This window comes from Polaromonas sp. JS666 (assembly GCF_900103405.1).
Classification (GTDB): Bacteria; Pseudomonadota; Gammaproteobacteria; order Burkholderiales; family Burkholderiaceae_C; genus Polaromonas.
Window position 1 is genome coordinate 157,719 of the sequence record NZ_FNHX01000006.1, and the last position, 18,361, is coordinate 176,079.

Below are 18,361 nucleotides of genomic sequence, written 5' to 3' on the forward strand. Positions count from 1 at the left end.
GTCTTGTCTCCGTCCTGTTCGTGGTGTTGCTTGTGTTCAGTTCACGGGCTCGGTCGCGCGGGTCTGCTTGCCTGTGCGCGCCTGGTCCCAGAGCGCAATCAGCCGCGCATAACGCTCGGCAATGTCCCGGACCACCGCCGCGTCATCCATGGCGCCGGCAAACCAGCCGTTCGCCGCGTCGGCAAAAATCGAACGCCCGACCGCAAAGCCGCGGCAAATCGCATGCGGCGCCGCGATGCGAAAGCTCTGGTCCAGTTTTTCCTCGCTGGCTTCCAGGCCCAGCACCAGCACACCGCGGCAATGGGCGTCATGCTGGTGAATGACCGTGGCGATCTTTTCCCAGGCTGCCGCGCTGGCGGCGGGCGGCAGCTTCCACCAGTCGGGGAAGATGCCGGCCTGGTAAATCTGCGCCAGCGCCTGCGGCACCGTGTCCTCGTCGGCTGGCATGTCCTTGGGGGGAATGACCTCGATCAGGAATTCGTGAAAGCTGTCCACGCTGGCGCGCTGCAGGTCGGCCAGGCTGGCCAGCTGGCTTTCGCGCAAAGGCGCAGGGTCTTGCGGGTGGTAGCTCACCAGGCATTTGGCGACATGCTCGCCGGGCCAGGTCCGCATGGCCGCGCCCAGAGCGGCACCGGCTTCAAACTGCAGCGGGCGCGAGCCGGGCAGCTCCACGGGCCGCGCCACCCACCAGCCTTTGCCCGTGACGGAAGGCAGCACGTCTTCGCCGAAGCGGCCATCAACGATTACGCCAACCCCAGCGCGCCGGCCGGCCCCTAGCCGCGCGCCTTCGGCGATCAGGGATTTGAAGTGCGGAATGCGCTGCATGCCCGCGCCATGGCGCGCGGCCAGCTCTTCGAGCTGCATGCGGTGGTCAAAGGCCAGGATGACCAGTTCTTCCCAGCGCCGCGTGCGCGTGCTGGCGCGGTGCAGGTGCTCGAGCCGTGCATCTTCACGCAGGCGGCGCGTGGTGGAGCCGTGCGCCAGGAAAAACTGCAGCTCTTCCCAGCTCGCCATGGCCGGCGCGCAGCCGTGGCGCGAAACCACCAGCGCGCCGCAGGCATTGGCATAGGCGCAACAGCGCGCGAGAGGCTCGCCCGGTATCCAGCCGCGCAGAAAACCCGACATAAAAGCATCGCCCGCGCCCAGCACGTTGTAAACGTCGACCGGAAAGCCGGGCCCCTGCAAACCCTTTTCGAGCGAATCGGGAATCGCGCCGTCGAACACCACGCAGCCCATGGGGCCGCGCTTGACCACCAGCGTGCCGGCCGTCAATTCGCGCAGGCGGCGCAGGGCGGCCAGCGTGTCGGTGCTGCCGCCCGCGATGTGGATTTCTTCCTCGGTGCCGACCACCAGGTCGCATTGGCCGACCACGGTCTGCAGGTGCGCGCTGACCTCACCCGAAGGCACAAAACGCTGCTCGCCCATGCCGGGGCTGGTCAGGCCCCAGAGCACGGGGCGGTAGTCGATGTCCAGCACCACACGCGTGCCGGCGGCCTTGGCCAGCGCCATGGCGCGGGTGCAGCTTTCGTAGGTGAGCGGCTGCGACAAATGTGTTCCCGAGATCAGCAGCGCCTTGGCCGAGGCAATAAAGGCCGCGTCGAAGTCCTCAGGGCTGATCGCCATGTCGGCGCAGTTGTCGCGGTAAAACACCAGCGGGAAGGTGTCGCGGTCCTGGATGCCCAGGAACACCAGCGCCGTCAGGCGCTTGGGATCGGTGGCCACATGGCTCACGTCCACGCCTTCGGCGGCCAGGGTTTCGCGTACAAAGCGGCCGTTGTGCTCGTCGCCCACGCGCGTCAGCATGGCAGGCTTGAGGCCCAGGCGCGCCACACCGACCGCGGTGTTGGCCGGCGAGCCGCCCAGGTATTTGCTGAAGCTCTGCATGTCTTCGAGGCGGCCGCCGATCTGTTCGCCGTACAGGTCGACGGCGGCGCGGCCCACGCAGATCAGGTCCAGCGGGCGGTTCATGCGGCCCTCTTGCGCGCCGGCTTTCCGGCCGGTTTGCCTTTGGTTTTGGCCGCGCCCTGCTCGGCCAGCTGGTGGCCGGTGCTGACCACCAGCGCCTGCGCCAGGCACAGCGGCGCGACCAGCGAGCGGAAGGGTTTGGACGAATCGTCGGCCAGCTCCAGGCAGACCTCGGCATGCGCCTTGAGCGGCGAGAGCGGGCCGTCGGTAATGGCGATCACCGAAGCGCCCAGCCTGGCCGCCTCCGCCGCGGCGGCGATCACCTCGGGCGAGTAGTTGCGAAAGCTCGCGGCGATGAGCACGTCGCCGGGCGCGATGGAGCGCAGGCTTTCGCGCAGCATGCCGCCGGTGCCGTCGAGCAAATGGGTGCGCAGCTCGAGTTGGCTCAGCGCATAGGCCAGGTAGCCCGCCACCGGGAAAGCGCGGCGCTGTGCCAGCACATGGATGCGCGGCGCCGAGGCCATGAGTTTGACGGCGGCCTGGAGGTCGGCCTGGGCAATGCTTTCTTCCAGGTGGCCGAGTTCGGCCACCGACTCGCCCACCAGCTGGTGCAGCACGCCGGCCGGCGCGCGTTCGCCGTTGAGCTGCTTGCGGCGCAGCTGGTCTATGCGCTCGCGGTAGCTGTCGGAGCGCTCCAGCAGGTGGCCGCGAAACACCTGCTGCATTTCGGAAAAGCCGCCATAGCCCAGCGCGTTGGCAAAACGGATCATGGCCGAGGGCTGGACCTCGGTGGCCTCGGCTACCGTGGCCACCGTGCCCAGGGCCAGCTCGTTGGGCTGCTCCAGCGCGAAGCGCGCGATGCGCTGCAACTGCTTGGACATGTCCGGGTAGGTCCGGCCTATCAGCGCCTTGAGTTCTTCGTAGTTCGTTGCAGAGTCCATGGGTTCTTGCCGCCTGGGAAATGCGATGGGCCGGGCCGGCTCGCATCGCGTCAATTTAGAATAAATGTTCTTGCTTATTTAAATAATAGAATTTATATTCTGTTTTGTCCAGCGTCTTTTTTTCGAACGCTTTTTCCTTCCCCCAAGAAAACCCAGAGAGACAAGGCCCCCATGCAACTCGCTTCCGGCCGCGCGCCGCTGATTCCCTTGCCCATGCTCGCCACGCTGCTGGTGCTGCTGTCCACGCCGCTGTGGGTGGGCCGCGTCGGTCTGTACCAATACCTGGCCCTGGAAATCATGATCTGGGTGCTGTTTGCGCTGGGCTATAACCTGCTGCTGGGCTTCACCGGCCTGCCCTCTTTCGGCCACGGCGCGTTTTTCGGCACGGGCGCCTATGCCTTCGGCCTGCTGCAGCTCAGGGTCTGGCCCAACCTGTGGTTCGACCTGGCCGGCGCGGTGCTGGTCACGGCGGCGCTGGGTGCGTTGGTGGCGCTGTTCATCTCGCACCGGCGCGGCATTTATTACGCGCTGCTCACCATCGCCTTCGGCCAGGTGTTCTGGTTTATCGCCAACAAATGGCATACCGTCACCGGCGGCGAGGACGGGCTGCTCAACATCAAGCGCCTGCCGGCCGACTTCGGTGTGGTCTCTTTCAACCTTTCCGGCAACAACGCCCTCTTCTTCTTTTGCCTGGCGCTGTTCGCGATGGTGCTGCTGGGCCTGTGGCGGCTGATCCATTCGCCGCTGGGCCGCATCTTCAGCGCCATCAAGCAGAACGAAACACGCGCGGCCTTTGTGGGCTACAACGTCTGGCTCTACAAATGGCTGGCTTTCACGCTGTCCACCGCCGTGGCGGGCCTGGCCGGCGCGCTGTTCGCCATGGCCCAGCAGTCGGCCTACCCCAACGTCATGAGCCTGCACAACTCGGGCTTTGTCGTGATGATGGTGCTGATAGGCGGCGGCCTGGTGAGCTTCTGGGGCCCAGTCATAGGCGCGACCTTTTTTATCCTGGCGCGCGACCTGCTGGGTGCCTACACCGAGACCTGGCTGCTCTGGTACGGCCTGGTCTTTATGGCCATGGTGCTGTTCAAGCCCGAAGGCATCGCCGGCGCCTGGCAGGCCTGGAAGGCCAGGCCGAAACGCAGCGCGCTGGCCAAGGCAGCGCCCGCGGCGGGAGGTGCGCTGTGAAGCTTTTTGAGGCCAGCGGCCTGTCCAAACGTTTCGGCGCCCAGGTGGTGCTGCAAGACATCACACTCAGCTTTGAAGAGGGGCAACTGAACGGCATCATGGGCCCCAACGGCGCGGGCAAGACCACCTGCTTCAATGTGCTGACGGGCCGCTATAAACCCGACCGCGGCCGCGTGACCTTTGCCGGCGAGGACATCACCGGCCTCTCGCCGCGCGAGATCGCGCGCAAGGGCGTGTCGCGCTCCTTCCAGATCATGAATCTGTTCGACAGCTACACCGCGCTGGACAACGTGCTGGTGGCCACGCCGCATGTGCGAAAGCAAGGCTTCAACCCCTGGCGCGACCTGGGCGCCGACGACACGGCGCAGCAGCTGGCCGCCGCCATCCTTGAACGTGTGGGCCTCAAGGGCAAGGAGCGCACGCTGGCCAGCAGCCTGTCTTACGGCGAACGCCGTGCGCTGGAAATCGGCGTGGCGCTGGCGGCCGAGCCGCGCATGCTCTTCCTCGACGAGCCCACCGCCGGCCTGGGCGCCGAAGGCACGGCGCGCCTGATGGAGCTGGTGAAAGAGCTCAAACGCCAGCTGACCATTGTGATCATCGAACACGACATGAACTTTCTTTTCAAGCTCGCCGACCAGATCTCGGTCATCCACTGGGGCCAGGTCATTACCCAGGGCACGCCCGACGCCCTGAAACAAAACGAATGGGTGCGCCGCTCCAACCTGGGAGCGCTGGCATGAGCGCCGTCCTCAAATCCGTCATCCAGACTGTTTCACAGCCGGCGGACATGCTGGCCGTGGGGCGCATAGACACTTTTTACGGCGAGACGCAGGTGCTGTTCGACGTGTCGCTCAAGGTCGGCGCCGGCGAAGTCGTGGCGCTGCTGGGCCCCAACGGCGCGGGCAAGACCACGCTGCTGCGCTCCGTGCTGGGCCTGACGCCGCCGCGCAAGGGCAGCATCGCCTTCGATGCGCGGGACATCACACGTTTGCCCACGCATGAGATCGCCAAGGCCGGCATGGGCTGGGTGCCGGACGACAGGCGCATCTTTCCGACGCTGACGGTGGCGCGCAACCTCGCCATCGCGCGCAAGGCGACGCGCTTTCGGCCTTGGCATGAAAAAGAATGTTTTGAAATTTTCAGCGCGCTCGAATACCTGATGCACCGCGAGTGCGAAAACCTCTCGGGCGGCGAGATGCAGATGGTGGCGATCTCGCGCGCGCTGCTGGGCTCGCCCGGCCTCGTGCTGTTCGACGAGCCCAGCCAGGGCCTGGCGCCCAAGGTGGTGCAGGACGTGATGAAGACCATCAGCCGGCTCAAGGCCGAAGGCATTGCGGTGCTGGTGGTGGAGCAGAACGTGCAAAGCGCGCTGCAGGTGGCCGACCGCGCCTATGTGATGAACCAGGGCGTGATGGTCCACGAAGGCCCCGCGGCCGAATTGCGCAACGATGCCGCTTTGTGCCGGCAACTTTTGGGAGTTTGAGCCAGCATGAGCCATCCACTGTTACGCGTAGAAAAACTCGCCAAGCAATACCAGCGCGGCGTGCTCCGCAAGACCACCACCTTTTCATTGAACGCCGATTTCGAGGTGCACAAGCCCTGCGTGGTCGGTGTCATGGGCCCCAACGGCTCGGGCAAGACCACGCTGTTCGAGCTGATCACCGGCAGCAACCTGCCCAGCGCGGGGCGTGTGCTCGTGAACGGCCAGGACATCCACCAGGTGCGCACACGCGAGCGCGACCGGCTGGCGATCCATTACCACCAGTCCTACCAGGTGCGCTCCTTCCAGAAGACCAAGCCCGACTTCATGCTGGCGCACGCACACAGCGATTCGCCGCTGGTGCACCTCTTTGACGAACCGCAGTTCAACACGCAGGACGGCTATATCGGCTTTATGCTGGACTTCTTCGCCAGGCTCAAGGCCAACGGCCGGCTGGTGTTTTTATGCCTGCACCCCAACGAGCCCTACCACGTGGATATCCTGCGGCAGTGCTGTGAGCGTTTTATCTTTGTGCAGAAGGGCGCGGTCAGCGAGGCGCCCGATTTCGACACGCTGGCGCGTGATGAGAAGGTCAGGGCTTACCTGGGGGCGCTGGCGCCGGCGGTAACCTAGAACCTGTTCTTAGATCAGGCTGTGTTTCCTGGCCCGGTAGGCCAGCTTGGCGCGCGTGGTGCCCAGCCGCCGCGCCGCCGCCGAGAGATTGCCCTGGCAGGCGGAGATCGCGCGCTCCAGCGTGTCGCGCTCGGTTTGCTCCAGCGATTGCGGCGAAACGGCAGTGCCCGTCAGCACGGGATGGGCGCAGGCCGGCGCGCCCTCGAAATTCAGGGTGCCCGAGCTGCCCTGCAGCCGCAAGGTCATGACCTCGGCGTTCAGGGTTTCGCCGCCGGTGAACAGGTGGTGCACATCGATCAGCCCGTCGGCATCGGCCATGATCACGGCGCGCTCGATCAGGTTTTGCAGTTCGCGGATATTGCCGGGAAAGTCGTAGTTCAGCAGGGTGCGCACCGAGGCCTGGGTGAAGCCGCCGGTGTTGCAGCCGTGCTTGCGCCGGTAGTGGTTCAGGAAATGGTTCATCAGCAGCGGAATGTCGTCGCGCCGCTCGCGCAGCGGCGGCAGGTGGATGGGAAACACATTGAGCCGGAAGAACAGGTCCTCGCGAAAGCGCCCCTCGCGCACGGCCTGGCGCAAGTCCTCATTGGTGGCGGCCACCACACGCACGTCCACCGCGATGCCGCGCGTGCCGCCCACGCGCTCGACCTCGCCCTCCTGCAAGGCGCGCAGCAGCTTGCCCTGGGCGACAAAACTCAGCATCCCGATTTCGTCGAGGAACAGGGTGCCGCCGCTGGCGCGCTCAAAGCGGCCCGGCCGCGAATGGCTGGCGCCGGTATAGGCGCCGCGCTCCACGCCAAAGAGCTCGGACTCGATCAGCGTCTCGGGGATGGCCGCGCAGTTCACCGCGATAAAAGGCTGGTCCTTGCGCGGGCTGATCCTGTGCAGCATGCTGGCGAATTTTTCCTTGCCCACGCCGGACTCGCCCGTGAACAGCACGGTAGCCGAGGTACGCGCCACGCGGCTCAACTGGTGGCAGGCCGCGTTAAAGGCCGATGAGGCACCGACCATGGCGTCGCCGGCGGGTGCCTCGCTGGGCGCCAGGTCGGCCGGGCCCGCTTCGCTGCGCGCGTAAGCCGCGGTGTCGACAAACTCCCTGGCGTTCAGGTAGCGCATGTCTTCCTCGATGTTGTCCCACTTGTCGGCGGACTTGCCGACCACGCGGCATTGCGCGTGGCCCATGGAGCGGCACATGGTTTCGCGGAAGACGATGAGGCGGCCGAACAGCGTGCTGACATAACCGGTGGCATAACCCACCTGCATCCAGCAGGCCGGCGAGCCGCCTATGCCGTAGGCGGCGATGTGCTCGTCGTCCTCGCTGGAGTTGTGCCAGATGAATTCGCCCTCATAGCCGCTGGTGTCGGGGTCGTAGGTCACGCTGACCAGCTCCACCTTGACCACACCCTCGAGCGCATGCAGGCGTGTGCCGGCCATGGCGGCCGCCGGCGGGTCGGCATCGGGCCAGTGCTTGCGCACCAGCTGCGCGTCGCGGGCGCCGCTGACATAACCGGCACGGGTGAACAGGCCGCGCGCCTTTTCGATGCCCAGGCTGTCGACCATCTCGCGGCGCATGGACCCCAGCGCCTCGGTGTGCAGCAGCACCATGCGCTGGTCCTGCAGCCAGATGCGCCCGTCGCCCGGCGAGAAGAACAGGCATTCGCTGATGTCGGCAATCGTCGGATGGGTGTCGCCGCCTATGTGGGTGCTGGCAAAACCGCCCAGGGCCTTGGCCACCGACGCGCTGTCAAAGCTGCCCAGCGCGACACCGGTGGCCCGGGCCACCTCGGCCAGGGAAATGCGGTCTGAGACACCCATGGCGTTTGTCCTCGAATTGATCAAATGGTGAAAAAGTAGTTTTACTTTATAACCATTTGGCCAAAAAACCCTCAGGGCTTTCCATGTGCTGCGGCGCAGCAATCGGACCTAGGGTATGTCCCGGTTTTCCCAATGAAAAACCGCTCGCTGCGGCGCCGCAAGCGGGCCACGGCACGCGCCGCTGGTACATGCATTGCGATACAGCAGCACGACGCGCCGATGTGGCGAGCTGATCAAACAACCGTGAGGACAAAAGCAAATGGGTGTATCCGACGCGAAGGCATTTCTGGATTTTTCCGCGCTGGCGAGCGCGCCGCTGGGCGGCGGCAAGCGCGACGTGGTCGAGCCCGCGACCGGCAAGGTGATGTGCACCGTGGGCATCGCCAACGCGGCGGATGTGGCCGCGGCCACGCGGGCGGCGGCCGGCGCGCAAAAGCCCTGGGCCGCCCTGCCCCCGCGCGAGAAGGCCGACGTGTTTCGCCGCGCCGGCGCGCTGTTCCAGCAGCACTTCGACGAACTCGCGCTGTATGCGACGCGCGAAACCGGCGCCATCCTGCCCAAGGGCCAGCATGAGATCCGCGAGGCCATCACGATTTGCCACCTGGCCGCGGCCATGCCGCTGCAGCCCCAGGGCCATGTGCTGCCCAGCGTGCCGGGGCGCACCAGCATTGCCCGCCGCATGCCGCACGGCGTGGTGGGCGTGATCTCGCCCTTCAACTTCCCGCTGATCCTGACGCTGCGCGCCGTGGCGCCGGCGCTGGCCGCGGGCAATGCCGTGGTGATCAAGCCCGACACCCGCACGCCGGTGACCGGCGGCCTGATGATCGCGCGCATCTTCGCGCAAGCGGGCCTGCCCAAGGACTTGCTGCAGGTCCTGCCCGGCGACGCCGAGGCCGGCGAGGCTTTGGTGACCGACCCGCTGGTGCCCATGATCGCCTTCACCGGCTCGCCCGCCGTGGGCAGGCGCATAGGCGAACTCGCGGGCAAGCACCTCAAGAAGGTGTCGCTGGAGCTGGGCGGCGCGAACTCGCTGATCATCCTGGACGACGCCGACCTGGACATCGCCGCGAGCAACGCGGCCTGGGCCGCCTACCTGCACCAGGGCCAGATCTGCATGGCCGCCAACCGCATCCTGGTGCACGAAAGCATCGCGGCCCCGCTGCTGCAGCGCCTGGTCGCCAAGGCCACGCACCTGCCGGTCGGCGACGGCGCCACCGGCCAGGTCGCGCTCGGGCCGCTGATCGACGCGCGCCAGCGCGACCGCGTGCATGCCATCGTGCAGGACAGCATCAAGGCCGGCGCGAAGCTCGAAGCCGGCGGGACCCATGACGGCCTGTTCTACAAGCCGACGGTGCTGTCCGGCGTCAGGCCCGGCATGCGCGTGTTCGACGAGGAGACCTTCGGCCCGGTGGCCAACATCATCACCTTCGGCAGCGACGAAGAAGCCGTGGCGCTGGCCAACAACAACACCGGCAGCCTGGCCTGCGCCGTGATTTCGCGCTCCGTGGGTCGCGCCATGGCGGTGGGGCAGCAGCTCAAGGCCGGCATGGTCCACATCAACGACCAGACCGTCAACGACGACTGCGTCAACCCCTTCGGCGGCCCCGGCATCGCGGGCAACGGCACCAGCGTGGGCGGCCCGGCCGACTGGGAGGAATACACGCAGTGGCAGTGGATGACCATCAAGGACACCGCGCCCATGTTCCCGTTCTGAACCGGACCTCCAGCCCACGACTTCACCACTTCAAGGAGAGCTTCATGAATTCCCACACCCCGGAGGCCTTATGAGCCTGATGAGCCTGCAAGGCAAAACCATCGTCATCACCGGCACCTCGTCGGGCATAGGCGCCGAGACCGCCAGGCTGGCACGCTTTCAGGGCGCGCGTGTCATCGGCATGGACCGCAACGACCCCAGCCTGACGCTGGACGGCTTTATCAAGGCCGACCTCGGCACGGCCGAAGCCATAGACGCCGCCGTGGCCCAGCTGCCGGCCCAGGTCGACGCGCTGTGCAACATCGCCGGCGTGCCGGGCACGGCCGAGGGCGAGCTGGTGGCTCGCGTGAACTACCTGGGCCTGAGGCATTTGACGGAAAAAGTGCTGGCCCGCATGCCGCGCGGCAGCAGCATCGTCAACGTGGCCTCCATCCTGGGCGCCGAATGGCCGCAGCGCCTGGCCCTGCACAAGGAACTCGCGGCGGCCAAGGGTTTTGAGGCCGGCGCGGCATGGCTGCGCGCCCACCCGGTGCCGCAGGCGACCTGCTACCAGTACTTCAAGGAAGCGCTGATCGTCTGGAACGCCGTGCAGTCGCAGGAGTGGTTCCTCGGCAAAGGCGTGCGCATGAACTGCGTGGCGCCCGGCCCGGTGTTCACACCCATCCTGGGCGACTTCGTGGCCATGCTGGGCCAGGAGCGCGTCCAGGCCGATGCCCACCGCATGCTGCGCCCCGGCTTTGCCGACGAGATCGCGCCCGTGGTGGCCTGGCTGTGCGGCGACGCCGCGCGCTGGGTCAGCGGCGCCAACATCCCCGTCGACGGCGGCCTGGCCTCCACCTATATCTGACGGCATCTGACACGCACACCGCGGCTGCGAGGGCAGCCGCAACAACGACCACAACGACACACCACGAGGAGACAAAAATCATGACCAAGTTATTCACCCCCTTCCGCCTCAGCACGCTGGCGCTAAGCTGCCTGGCCTGCACGCTGCCGGCCCATGCCTTCGAGCTGGACTCCGGCGACCCCGACACCAAGATCCGTCTGGACTTCACGCCCAAGTACAGCCTGGCCTGGCGGCTCAAGGATCCGTCAGCGCTGCTGACCTCGCCGGCGGCCCGCGGCGACGGCGGCGTGACCAACGAGAACGACGGCGACCTCAACTTCAAGAAGGGCCTGATCTCCAACCGCGCCGACCTGCTGACCGAGTTCGACTACAGCCGCAGCAACTGGGGCCTGCGCATCAGCCACTCGGCCTGGTACGACTCGCAGTACCTGCGCGCCAATGCCAACGACGGCACGGCCGGCGTCAGCAACTTCGCGGGCCAGCCCGCCAACCAGTTTGTGCCCGCCACCCGGGACCAGCACGGCCGCGGTGACGAATTCCTCGACGCCTTTGTCTGGGGCAAGGGCTCCATCGGCAGCATGCCGGCCTCGATACGCGTGGGCAAACACGCGCTGCAGTACGGCGAGAGCGTGTTCTTCGGCCAGAACGGCATCGCCAACGCGCAAGGCCCGGTGGACATCGCCAAAATCGTCTCGGTGCCCAACTGGCAGTTCAAGGAAGTGCTGCTGCCGGTGGAGCAGATATCCGGCACGCTGCAGGTGGCCGAAGGCCTGACATTGGGCGGCTACTACCAGCTCAAGTGGCGGCCCAGCAAGATCCCCGGTGTCGGCAGCTATTTTTCCAACCAGGACTACATAGGCGGCGGCCGCGTCTACCTGGGCGGCCCGGTGCTGCCCACCGACACCAGCCGCGACCAGAAGCCGGGCGACAGCGGCCAGTTCGGCGCGCAGCTGCGCTGGGCCCCGGCCGGCAGCAACTATGAGTTCGGCCTGTACGCGGCGCGCTACAACGACAAGACCCCGGCCGTGCCGGTGTTCGACCTGATCAACGGCAATGTGCACAACGTCTATGCCAAAGGCATCAAGACCATAGGCGCCAGCGTCACCTCGTCGATAGGCCAGCTCAACTGGGCGCTCGAAGGCTCGCTGCGCAGCAACGCGCCGCTGGCCAGCGACCCGGCCGTGCTGGGCGGCGCGCCCTTCATGCCGCCGGCCAACTGCGACGGCTCGCCCGCCAACCCCTGCTATGCCACCGGCCGGACGGCGCACATCAACCTCTCGGGCATTTATGTGCTCAACAAGTCCAGCCTGTGGGACGGCGGCGCGCTGGTGGCGGAGCTGGCCTGGAACCGGCTGCTGAGCGTGAGCAAAAACCCCAGCGCCGTCGGCTTCGGCGGGCTGGACCCGAATGCCACGCGCGACGCGGCGGCCTTCCGCATGATTTTTGAGCCGCAGTACTTCCAGGTGCTGCCCGGCCTGGACCTGTCCATCCCGCTGGGCCTGGGCTACAACTTCGGCGGCCGCTCCTCGGCGGTCATCAACTTCGCCGGCGGCGCCAGCAAGGCGGGCGACGTGAGCATAGGCATCAAGGGCAAGTACCAGAACGTCTGGAATTTCGCGCTGAACTACACGGCCTTCTTCGGCAAGGAAAACACCCTGACCGTCACCGACCCGAGCACGCCCACCCGCATGCTGTCCTACGGCCAAAGCCTGAAGGACCGCAACTACGTTTCCTTCACCGCTTCCCGCACGTTCTGAGTTTCCGACTTTTCGATAACACCACCGAGACAACCATCATGAAGCAGACCGCAAAACATTCCTTGCTCATGGCAGCCCTGCTGGCCGGCGCGATCTCCGCCCAGGCCGGCGTCACCGCCGAAGAGGCCGCCAGGCTCAAATCCACCTTGACGCCCATGGGTGCCGAAAAAGCCGGCAACAAGGACGGCAGCATCCCGCCCTGGGAAGGGGGCCTGACCAAGGCCACACCGGGCTACAAGAACGGCGACGCGCGGCCCGACCTCTACCCCAGCGAAAAACCCCTCCTGTCGATCAACGCCAAAAACATGGCGCAGCATGCCGACAAGCTGACCGACGGCGTGCAGGCGCTGATGAAGAAGTACCCCGACTTCCGCATCGATGTCTATCCCACGCACCGCACGGCGGCGGCGCCGCAGTCGGTATACGACAACACCTTCAAGAACGCCACCCGGGCCAAAACCATAGAAGGCGGCTACGGCATGGAAGGCGCTTTCGGCGGCATACCGTTTCCCATCCCCAAGGACGGTTATGAAGCCATGTGGAACCAGCGCACGGCCTGGCGCGGCGGCAACTTCTCCATGCCCATGCGCGTGTGGGTGGTGACCTCCGACGGCAAGCGCACCATGGCCTCGGGCGGCACGCAGACCATACGCCAGGCCTTTTACGACAAGGACGGCAGCGCCGAGAAGTTCGACGGCTACTACCAGTACGGCAAGCTGGTGGTCAACGCGCCGGGCTCCAAGGCGGGCGAGGCCATCCTGGCCCTCGACGGCGTCTCGGAAGCCGCGCCGCGCGGCCTGTGGCAGTACCTGGTGGGCCAGCGCCGCGTGCGCAAGGCGCCTTCCGTGGCCTATGACACACCCGACTCGGTGACCTCCGGCATAGGCCTGTTCGACGAGGCCTTCACCTTGTTCGGCCCCATCGACAAGCACGAACTCAAGCTGGTGGGCAAGAAGGAAATCTACATCCCCTACAACAACAACCGCGCCGCCTCCGCGAAGATCGAGGACCTGGTCACGCCCAACACGCTGAACCCCGCGCAGGTGCGCTGGGAGCTGCACCGCGTCTGGGAAGTCGAGGCCACACTGGCGGCCGGCAAGCGCCACGTGGTGCCCAAGCGCAAGTACTACATCGACGAGGACTCCTGGCAGATCGCGCTGTTCGACGGCTGGGACGCCAAGGGCCAGCTCTGGCGCACCAACTACGCGCTGATGCTGACGGCGCCGGACATCCCGGCCGTGAGCAACGTCGTGCTGTGGGGCGGCTATGACATGCAGACCGGCGCCTACTACCTGAACATGGCCTCCAACGAACTGCCCAAGCAGTACGAGGTGCAGCCGCCGATTCCGCGCTCCTTCTTCAGCGCCGAGTCCCTCTCCAGCGAAGGCGCGCGCTGATGGCCGGAGTCACGCGCCGGCAGGCCGCCCTGGCGGGCCTGCTGGGCGGCGCCGCGGCCATGGCCCCCGCATGGGCGGCCAGCGTGCCGGCCGTGCTGTCGCAGGCCGCGCTGCTCACGCCCAAGGCATTGGGTGCGGCCACGCTGGCCGTGGCGCGGGCCGGCGACCGGCTGGTGGCCGTCGGCGAGCGCGGCACGGTGCTGCTGTCGGACGACCACGGCGCGAGCTGGCGCCAGGCGCAGGTGCCGGTGCAAGCCAGCCTGACAGCCGTGTGTTTTGCCGATGCGCGCACCGGCTGGGCCGCCGGCCACCTGGGCGTCATCCTGCGCAGCGACGACGCCGGCGCCAGCTGGCACAAACAGCTTGACGGCGTGCAGGCGGCGGAACTCGTGAAGCAGGCCGCGCAGCGCACGGGCGACGCTGGCGCCATGGCGCAAGCCCAGCGCCTGGTGGAAGAAGGCGCGGACAAACCGTTTTTTGACCTGGAGTTCATGGACGCCCAGCGCGGCTTTGCCGTGGGTGCCTACAACCTGATGTTTGCCACCACGGACGGCGGCAAGAGCTGGACGGCGCTGGGGCCGCGGCTGCCCAACCCCAAGAGCCTGCACCTCTATGGCGTGCGCGCGCGCGGCCGCACACTGGTGGTCGCCGGCGAGCAGGGCCTGCTGCTGCGCTCCAGCGACGGCGGCGCCAGCTTCAGCGCGCTGGCCTCGCCCTACAAGGGCAGTTTTTTCGGCCTGCTGCAGACACGCGGCGGCGCCCTGGTGGCCTACGGCCTGCGCGGCACGGCTTACCGCTCCGGCGATGAAGGGCAGCACTGGGACAAGCTGGACACCGGTGTGCCCATGGCCGTCGGCGCCGGCCTGGCTTTGCCGGACGGCGGTTTCGTGCTGCTGAGCCAGGCCGGTGATGCCTTGCTGGGCGCCGAGAACGGCCCCGCCCTCAAGCGCATCCCGGCGCGCGAAGCCGTGCCGGTCTCCGGCGCCGCGCTGGCCGCCGACGGCACCCTGGTGCTGGCCAGCCTGCGCGGCATGCGGCGCGTGCAACTGCCTGCCCACTGAAGAAGAGAGCTACCTCAACGTTATGCACGCCGATTCCTCCTCCGCTTCCTCTCCTGATCTCCAGCCCGCTCAACCCGTCGTTGCGCGGCTGGAGGATTTCGACACGCGCTCGGGCACCCTGCTCGAGCGCGTCTTTTTTAATCACCGGCCCTGGGTCATGGCCGTCTGCGTGCTGCTCACCCTGCTGCTGGGCTGGCAGGCGACCAAGCTGCGGCTCAACGCGAGCTTTGAAAAAACCATTCCCACGGGCCACCCCTACATCGTCAACTACCTGGCCCACAAGGCCGACCTGGGCGGCCAGGCCAATGCGCTGCGGCTGGTGGTGGAGGCCAAACAGGGCACCATCTTCGACAAGGCCTACCTGGACGCACTGCAAAAGGTCAATGACGAGATCTTTTTGCTGCCCGGCGTGGACCGGCCCTTCATGAAGTCGCTGTGGACCTCCAACACGCGCTGGGTGGCGGTGACCGAGGAAGGCCTGGACGGCGGGCCGGTGATCCCCGATGCCTATGACGGCTCGCCCGCCAGCCTGGCCGGGCTGCGCGCCAACGTCGAGCGCTCGGGCGAGATCGGCCAGCTGGTGGCGGGCGACTTCAAGTCCAGCATCGTGTTTGTGCCCCTGCTGGACCGCAACCCCGAGACCGGCCAGGCGCTGGACTACGGCGAGCTGTCGCGCCAGATCGAGGCCTTGCGCGCCAAGTACGGCAGCGACACGCTGCAGATCCGCGTGACCGGTTTTGCGAAAGTGGTGGGCGACCTGATCGAAGGCCTGCACCAGGTGCTGCTGTTTTTCCTGCTGGCCCTGGCCATCACCACCGTGGTGCTCTACGGCTACACCCGCTGCAAGCGCAGCACCGCGCTGGTGGTGGCCTGCTCGCTGGTGGCGGTGGTCTGGCAGTTCGGCCTGCTGGCGCTGCTGGGTTACGAGCTGGACCCTTATTCGGTGCTGGTGCCCTTTCTGGTGTTCGCCATCGGCATGAGCCACGGCGCGCAGAAGATGAACGGCATCATGCAGGACATAGGCCGCGGCACGCACCGCGTGGTGGCCGCGCGCTACACCTTCCGGCGCCTCTTCGTGGCCGGCCTGACCGCCCTGCTCTGCGATGCGGTGGGCTTCGCAGTGCTGGTCATCATCCAGATCAAGGTCATCCAGGACCTGGCGCTGATCGCCAGCATAGGCGTGGCGGTGCTGATCTTCAGCAACCTGGTGCTGCTGCCCATCCTTTTGTCCTATGCGGGCGTGGCGCCGGCCGCCGCGGCGCGCAGCCTGCGCCAGGAAACGGAACAGCAGGGCCGGCGCTCATGGCTGTGGGCCTTGCTCGACCATTTCACGCAAAGGCGCTGGGCCACAACGGCCGTGGCAGTCGCGGCCCTGATGGCCGCGGGCGGTTATGCCGCCAGCCTGCACCTGAAGATAGGCGACCTGGATGCGGGCGCCTCCGAGCTGCGGCCGGGCTCGCGCTACAACCAGGACAACGCCTACCAGATCGCCCACTACGCGGCCAGCGCCGACATCCTGACGGTGATGGTGACCACGCCCGCGGACAAATGCACGGCCTATGAAACCCTGGCCAAGGTCGACGCCCTGGCCTGGCGGCTTGAACAGTTGCCCGGCGTGGAATCCACCAACTCCATGGCCGCGCTGTCCAAGCTGGCCATGGTGGGCTACAACGAAGGCAACTTCAAATGGTTTGAGCTGCTGCCCAACGAGGGTGCCCTGGGCGGCGTGCAGACGCGCGCGCCGCGCGAGCTCTTCAACCAGAGCTGTTCCTTCCTGGCCCTCTATGTCTACCTGAAAGACCACAAGGCCGAAACGCTGGCCGGCGTGGTGGAGGGCGTGGAGCGCTTCGCGGCCGTCAACAACACGCCCGAGGTCAGCTTCAAGCTCGCGGCGGGCAGCGCCGGCATCGCGGCCGCCACCAACATCGTGGTGGGCAAGGCCATGCGCGAGATGCTGCTATGGGTGTATGCGGCGGTGGTCATCCTGTGCTGGATCACCTTCCGCTCCTGGCGCGCGGTGGTGGTGGCGGTGCTGCCGCTGGTGCTGACTTCGATTTTGTGCGAAGCGCTGATGGTGGGCCTGGGCATGGGGGTCAAAGTCGCCACCTTGCCGGTCATCGCGCTGGGGGTGGGCATAGGCGTGGACTACGCGCTCTATGTGCTCAGCATCACGCTGGCCCGCATGCGCGAGGGCGCCAGCCTGTCCGACGCCTACCACCATGCGCTGCAGTTCACCGGCCGCGTGGTGCTGCTCACCGGCATCACGCTGGCGCTCGCCGTGGGCACCTGGGCGTTTTCGCCGATCAAGTTCCAGGCCGACATGGGCATCCTGCTGGCCTTTATGTTTGTGTGGAACATGGTGGGAGCGCTGGTGCTGCTGCCGGCGCTGGCCTACTTCCTGCTGCGGCCGGCCCCGGCCTTCGCCAAGCCCAAACCGGCCGGCGCGGGTGTGCCGGCATGAACCGGCGCACACTGCTGGCCGCGGCAATGCTGCTGTGCGCCTGCATGGCAAGCCGGGCCGCGCCCGAACCCATCGTCATCGGGCAATCGCTGCCACTGACCGGCGCGGGCTTTCCGGTCGCCAACCGCGTGCTGGCCGGCGCCCGCGCGCATGTGGAGCGCGTCAATGCGTCGGGCGGCATCCTCGGGCGCCCCGTGGAGCTGGTGACACTGGACGACGGCGGCGACGCCAAACGCGTGGCCGCCAACCTGCGAACCCTGGTGCGCCAGCACAAGGCGGCGCTCATCGTGAACTGCCTGGGCGAGCGGGCCTGCCTGGAGGCGGCCCAGGCCACGCGCGAGCTGCGTGTGCCGCTGGTCGGCCCCATGTCGGGCGCGCTGGCCCTTCGCGTCCCGGACCTTCGCCATGTGTTCAGCCTGCGGCCGGACGATGCCAGGGAGGCCGAGGCCCTGGCGCGCCAGCTGGCATCGATTGGCGTTTCAAAGGTAGTGCTGCTGGCCGATGACTCCGAACCGGCGCGCACCGAGGCTTTGACGGCAGCCTTGCAAGGCAAGGGCCGGCAGTTCACGCGCATCACGGTCGACACGCGCCTGGAGACCATCGACAAGGCTTTTCAGGACGTCGCCAAAGCCGCGCCGCAAGCCCTGGTGCTGAACCTGGGTAACGAGGTGCTCGATGCGCTGGGTCGGCTGCCGGCCTCGGCCTACGACAGCGCACCCTCCACCGTCGCCACCTTGTCGACGGCGGGACTCACGCAGCTGACGCGCCTGTTTCGCAACCGGCTGGTGGGTTACACCAGCGTGGTACCGAACCCCGAGGTGGCCCGCCTGCCCATCGTGCGCGAACTCGAGCGCGATGCCGACGCCTTCATAGGCCCCGAGGCGCTGACCTTCGAAGGCCTGGAGTCCTACCTGAATCTGCGTGTCTGCACCGAGGCCTTGCGCCGTGCCGGCCCGCGCGCCGACGGCCAGCGCCTGGGCGAGGCGATGGAGAGCCTGGGCGCGCTGGACCTGGGCGGCTTCAGGCTGCTGTTTGGAAAAGAGCGGCACCACGCGTCGGACCTTGTCGAGATCGGCATGCGCGCGCGCGACGGGAAATTGCTCAGATGACATCTCCCCCCGAAGCGCCTGCGGCGCCTCCCCCCAGGGGGCGCCAGCTGCGGCCC

14 protein-coding genes are annotated in these 18,361 nt (G+C 67.0%); 11 read left to right on the top strand and 3 right to left on the bottom strand.

Annotation, left to right across the window (positions count from 1 at the left end; genetic code table 11):
• Positions 1 to 36: 36 nt before the first annotated feature.
• On the bottom strand, positions 37 to 1,968 hold the full coding sequence (iolC, locus tag BLQ85_RS16745) for a bifunctional 5-dehydro-2-deoxygluconokinase/5-dehydro-2-deoxyphosphogluconate aldolase (protein WP_074578433.1): 1,932 nt from the start codon (positions 1,966 to 1,968) through the stop codon (positions 37 to 39).
• Positions 1,965 to 2,846 carry a MurR/RpiR family transcriptional regulator gene (locus tag BLQ85_RS16750; RefSeq protein ID WP_074578435.1) on the bottom strand — a complete coding sequence of 294 codons (882 nt, stop codon included), beginning with the start codon at positions 2,844 to 2,846 and terminating at the stop codon, positions 1,965 to 1,967. Before BLQ85_RS16750 ends, iolC begins: the two co-directional genes overlap by 4 nt.
• A gap of 171 nt (positions 2,847 to 3,017) precedes the next feature.
• On the opposite strand from BLQ85_RS16750, the gene BLQ85_RS16755 reads away from it, so the two are divergent.
• The 4 genes from BLQ85_RS16755 to BLQ85_RS16770 are packed head-to-tail and all read left to right on the top strand — an operon-like array spanning position 3,018 to position 6,147.
• Positions 3,018 to 4,034, top strand: coding sequence for a branched-chain amino acid ABC transporter permease (locus BLQ85_RS16755; RefSeq protein WP_074578438.1), 1,017 nt, complete (start codon positions 3,018 to 3,020; stop codon positions 4,032 to 4,034).
• Positions 4,031 to 4,774, top strand: coding sequence for an ABC transporter ATP-binding protein (locus tag BLQ85_RS16760; protein ID WP_074578440.1), 744 nt, complete (start codon positions 4,031 to 4,033; stop codon positions 4,772 to 4,774). The genes BLQ85_RS16755 and BLQ85_RS16760 overlap by 4 nt, the downstream gene beginning before the upstream one ends.
• On the top strand, positions 4,771 to 5,517 hold the full coding sequence (locus BLQ85_RS16765) for an ABC transporter ATP-binding protein (RefSeq protein WP_217631827.1): 747 nt from the start codon (positions 4,771 to 4,773) through the stop codon (positions 5,515 to 5,517). Before BLQ85_RS16760 ends, BLQ85_RS16765 begins: the two co-directional genes overlap by 4 nt.
• Positions 5,518 to 5,523: 6 nt before the next feature.
• A complete protein-coding gene (locus BLQ85_RS16770) occupies positions 5,524 to 6,147 on the top strand; it encodes an ATP-binding cassette domain-containing protein (RefSeq protein WP_074578442.1) in 624 nt (207 codons plus the stop codon).
• 9 nt (positions 6,148 to 6,156) lie between these two features.
• Here BLQ85_RS16770 and BLQ85_RS16775 read toward each other — a convergent pair whose 3' ends face one another.
• Entirely contained in the window at positions 6,157 to 7,959 is a 1,803-nt protein-coding gene (locus BLQ85_RS16775; RefSeq protein WP_074578444.1) for a sigma-54-dependent Fis family transcriptional regulator, read from the bottom strand.
• 259 nt (positions 7,960 to 8,218) lie between these two features.
• Between BLQ85_RS16775 and BLQ85_RS16780 the strand changes: the two genes are divergently transcribed.
• The 7 genes from BLQ85_RS16780 to BLQ85_RS16810 all read left to right on the top strand — a co-directional run bounded on the left by BLQ85_RS16780 (position 8,219) and on the right by BLQ85_RS16810 (position 18,305).
• Positions 8,219 to 9,673: a benzaldehyde dehydrogenase gene (locus BLQ85_RS16780; RefSeq protein ID WP_139201033.1), complete on the top strand. Its 1,455-nt coding sequence runs from the start codon at positions 8,219 to 8,221 to the stop codon at positions 9,671 to 9,673.
• A gap of 79 nt (positions 9,674 to 9,752) precedes the next feature.
• Positions 9,753 to 10,520, top strand: coding sequence for a coniferyl-alcohol dehydrogenase (locus tag BLQ85_RS16785; protein ID WP_074578616.1), 768 nt, complete (start codon positions 9,753 to 9,755; stop codon positions 10,518 to 10,520).
• Positions 10,521 to 10,600: 80 nt separating this feature from the next.
• Positions 10,601 to 12,277: a DUF1302 domain-containing protein gene (locus BLQ85_RS16790; protein ID WP_074578445.1), complete on the top strand. Its 1,677-nt coding sequence runs from the start codon at positions 10,601 to 10,603 to the stop codon at positions 12,275 to 12,277.
• 38 nt (positions 12,278 to 12,315) lie between these two features.
• Positions 12,316 to 13,674, top strand: a complete 1,359-nt coding sequence (locus BLQ85_RS16795; protein ID WP_074578447.1) for a DUF1329 domain-containing protein — start codon at positions 12,316 to 12,318, stop codon at positions 13,672 to 13,674.
• Complete coding sequence (locus BLQ85_RS16800; protein WP_074578449.1) at positions 13,674 to 14,735, top strand: WD40/YVTN/BNR-like repeat-containing protein; 1,062 nt, start codon at positions 13,674 to 13,676, stop codon at positions 14,733 to 14,735. Before BLQ85_RS16795 ends, BLQ85_RS16800 begins: the two co-directional genes overlap by 1 nt.
• Positions 14,736 to 14,757: 22 nt before the next feature.
• Entirely contained in the window at positions 14,758 to 17,196 is a 2,439-nt protein-coding gene (locus BLQ85_RS16805) for an efflux RND transporter permease subunit (RefSeq protein ID WP_074578451.1), read from the top strand.
• Complete coding sequence (locus BLQ85_RS16810) at positions 17,193 to 18,305, top strand: ABC transporter substrate-binding protein (protein ID WP_074578453.1); 1,113 nt, start codon at positions 17,193 to 17,195, stop codon at positions 18,303 to 18,305. The genes BLQ85_RS16805 and BLQ85_RS16810 overlap by 4 nt, the downstream gene beginning before the upstream one ends.
• Positions 18,306 to 18,361: the final 56 nt, after the last annotated feature.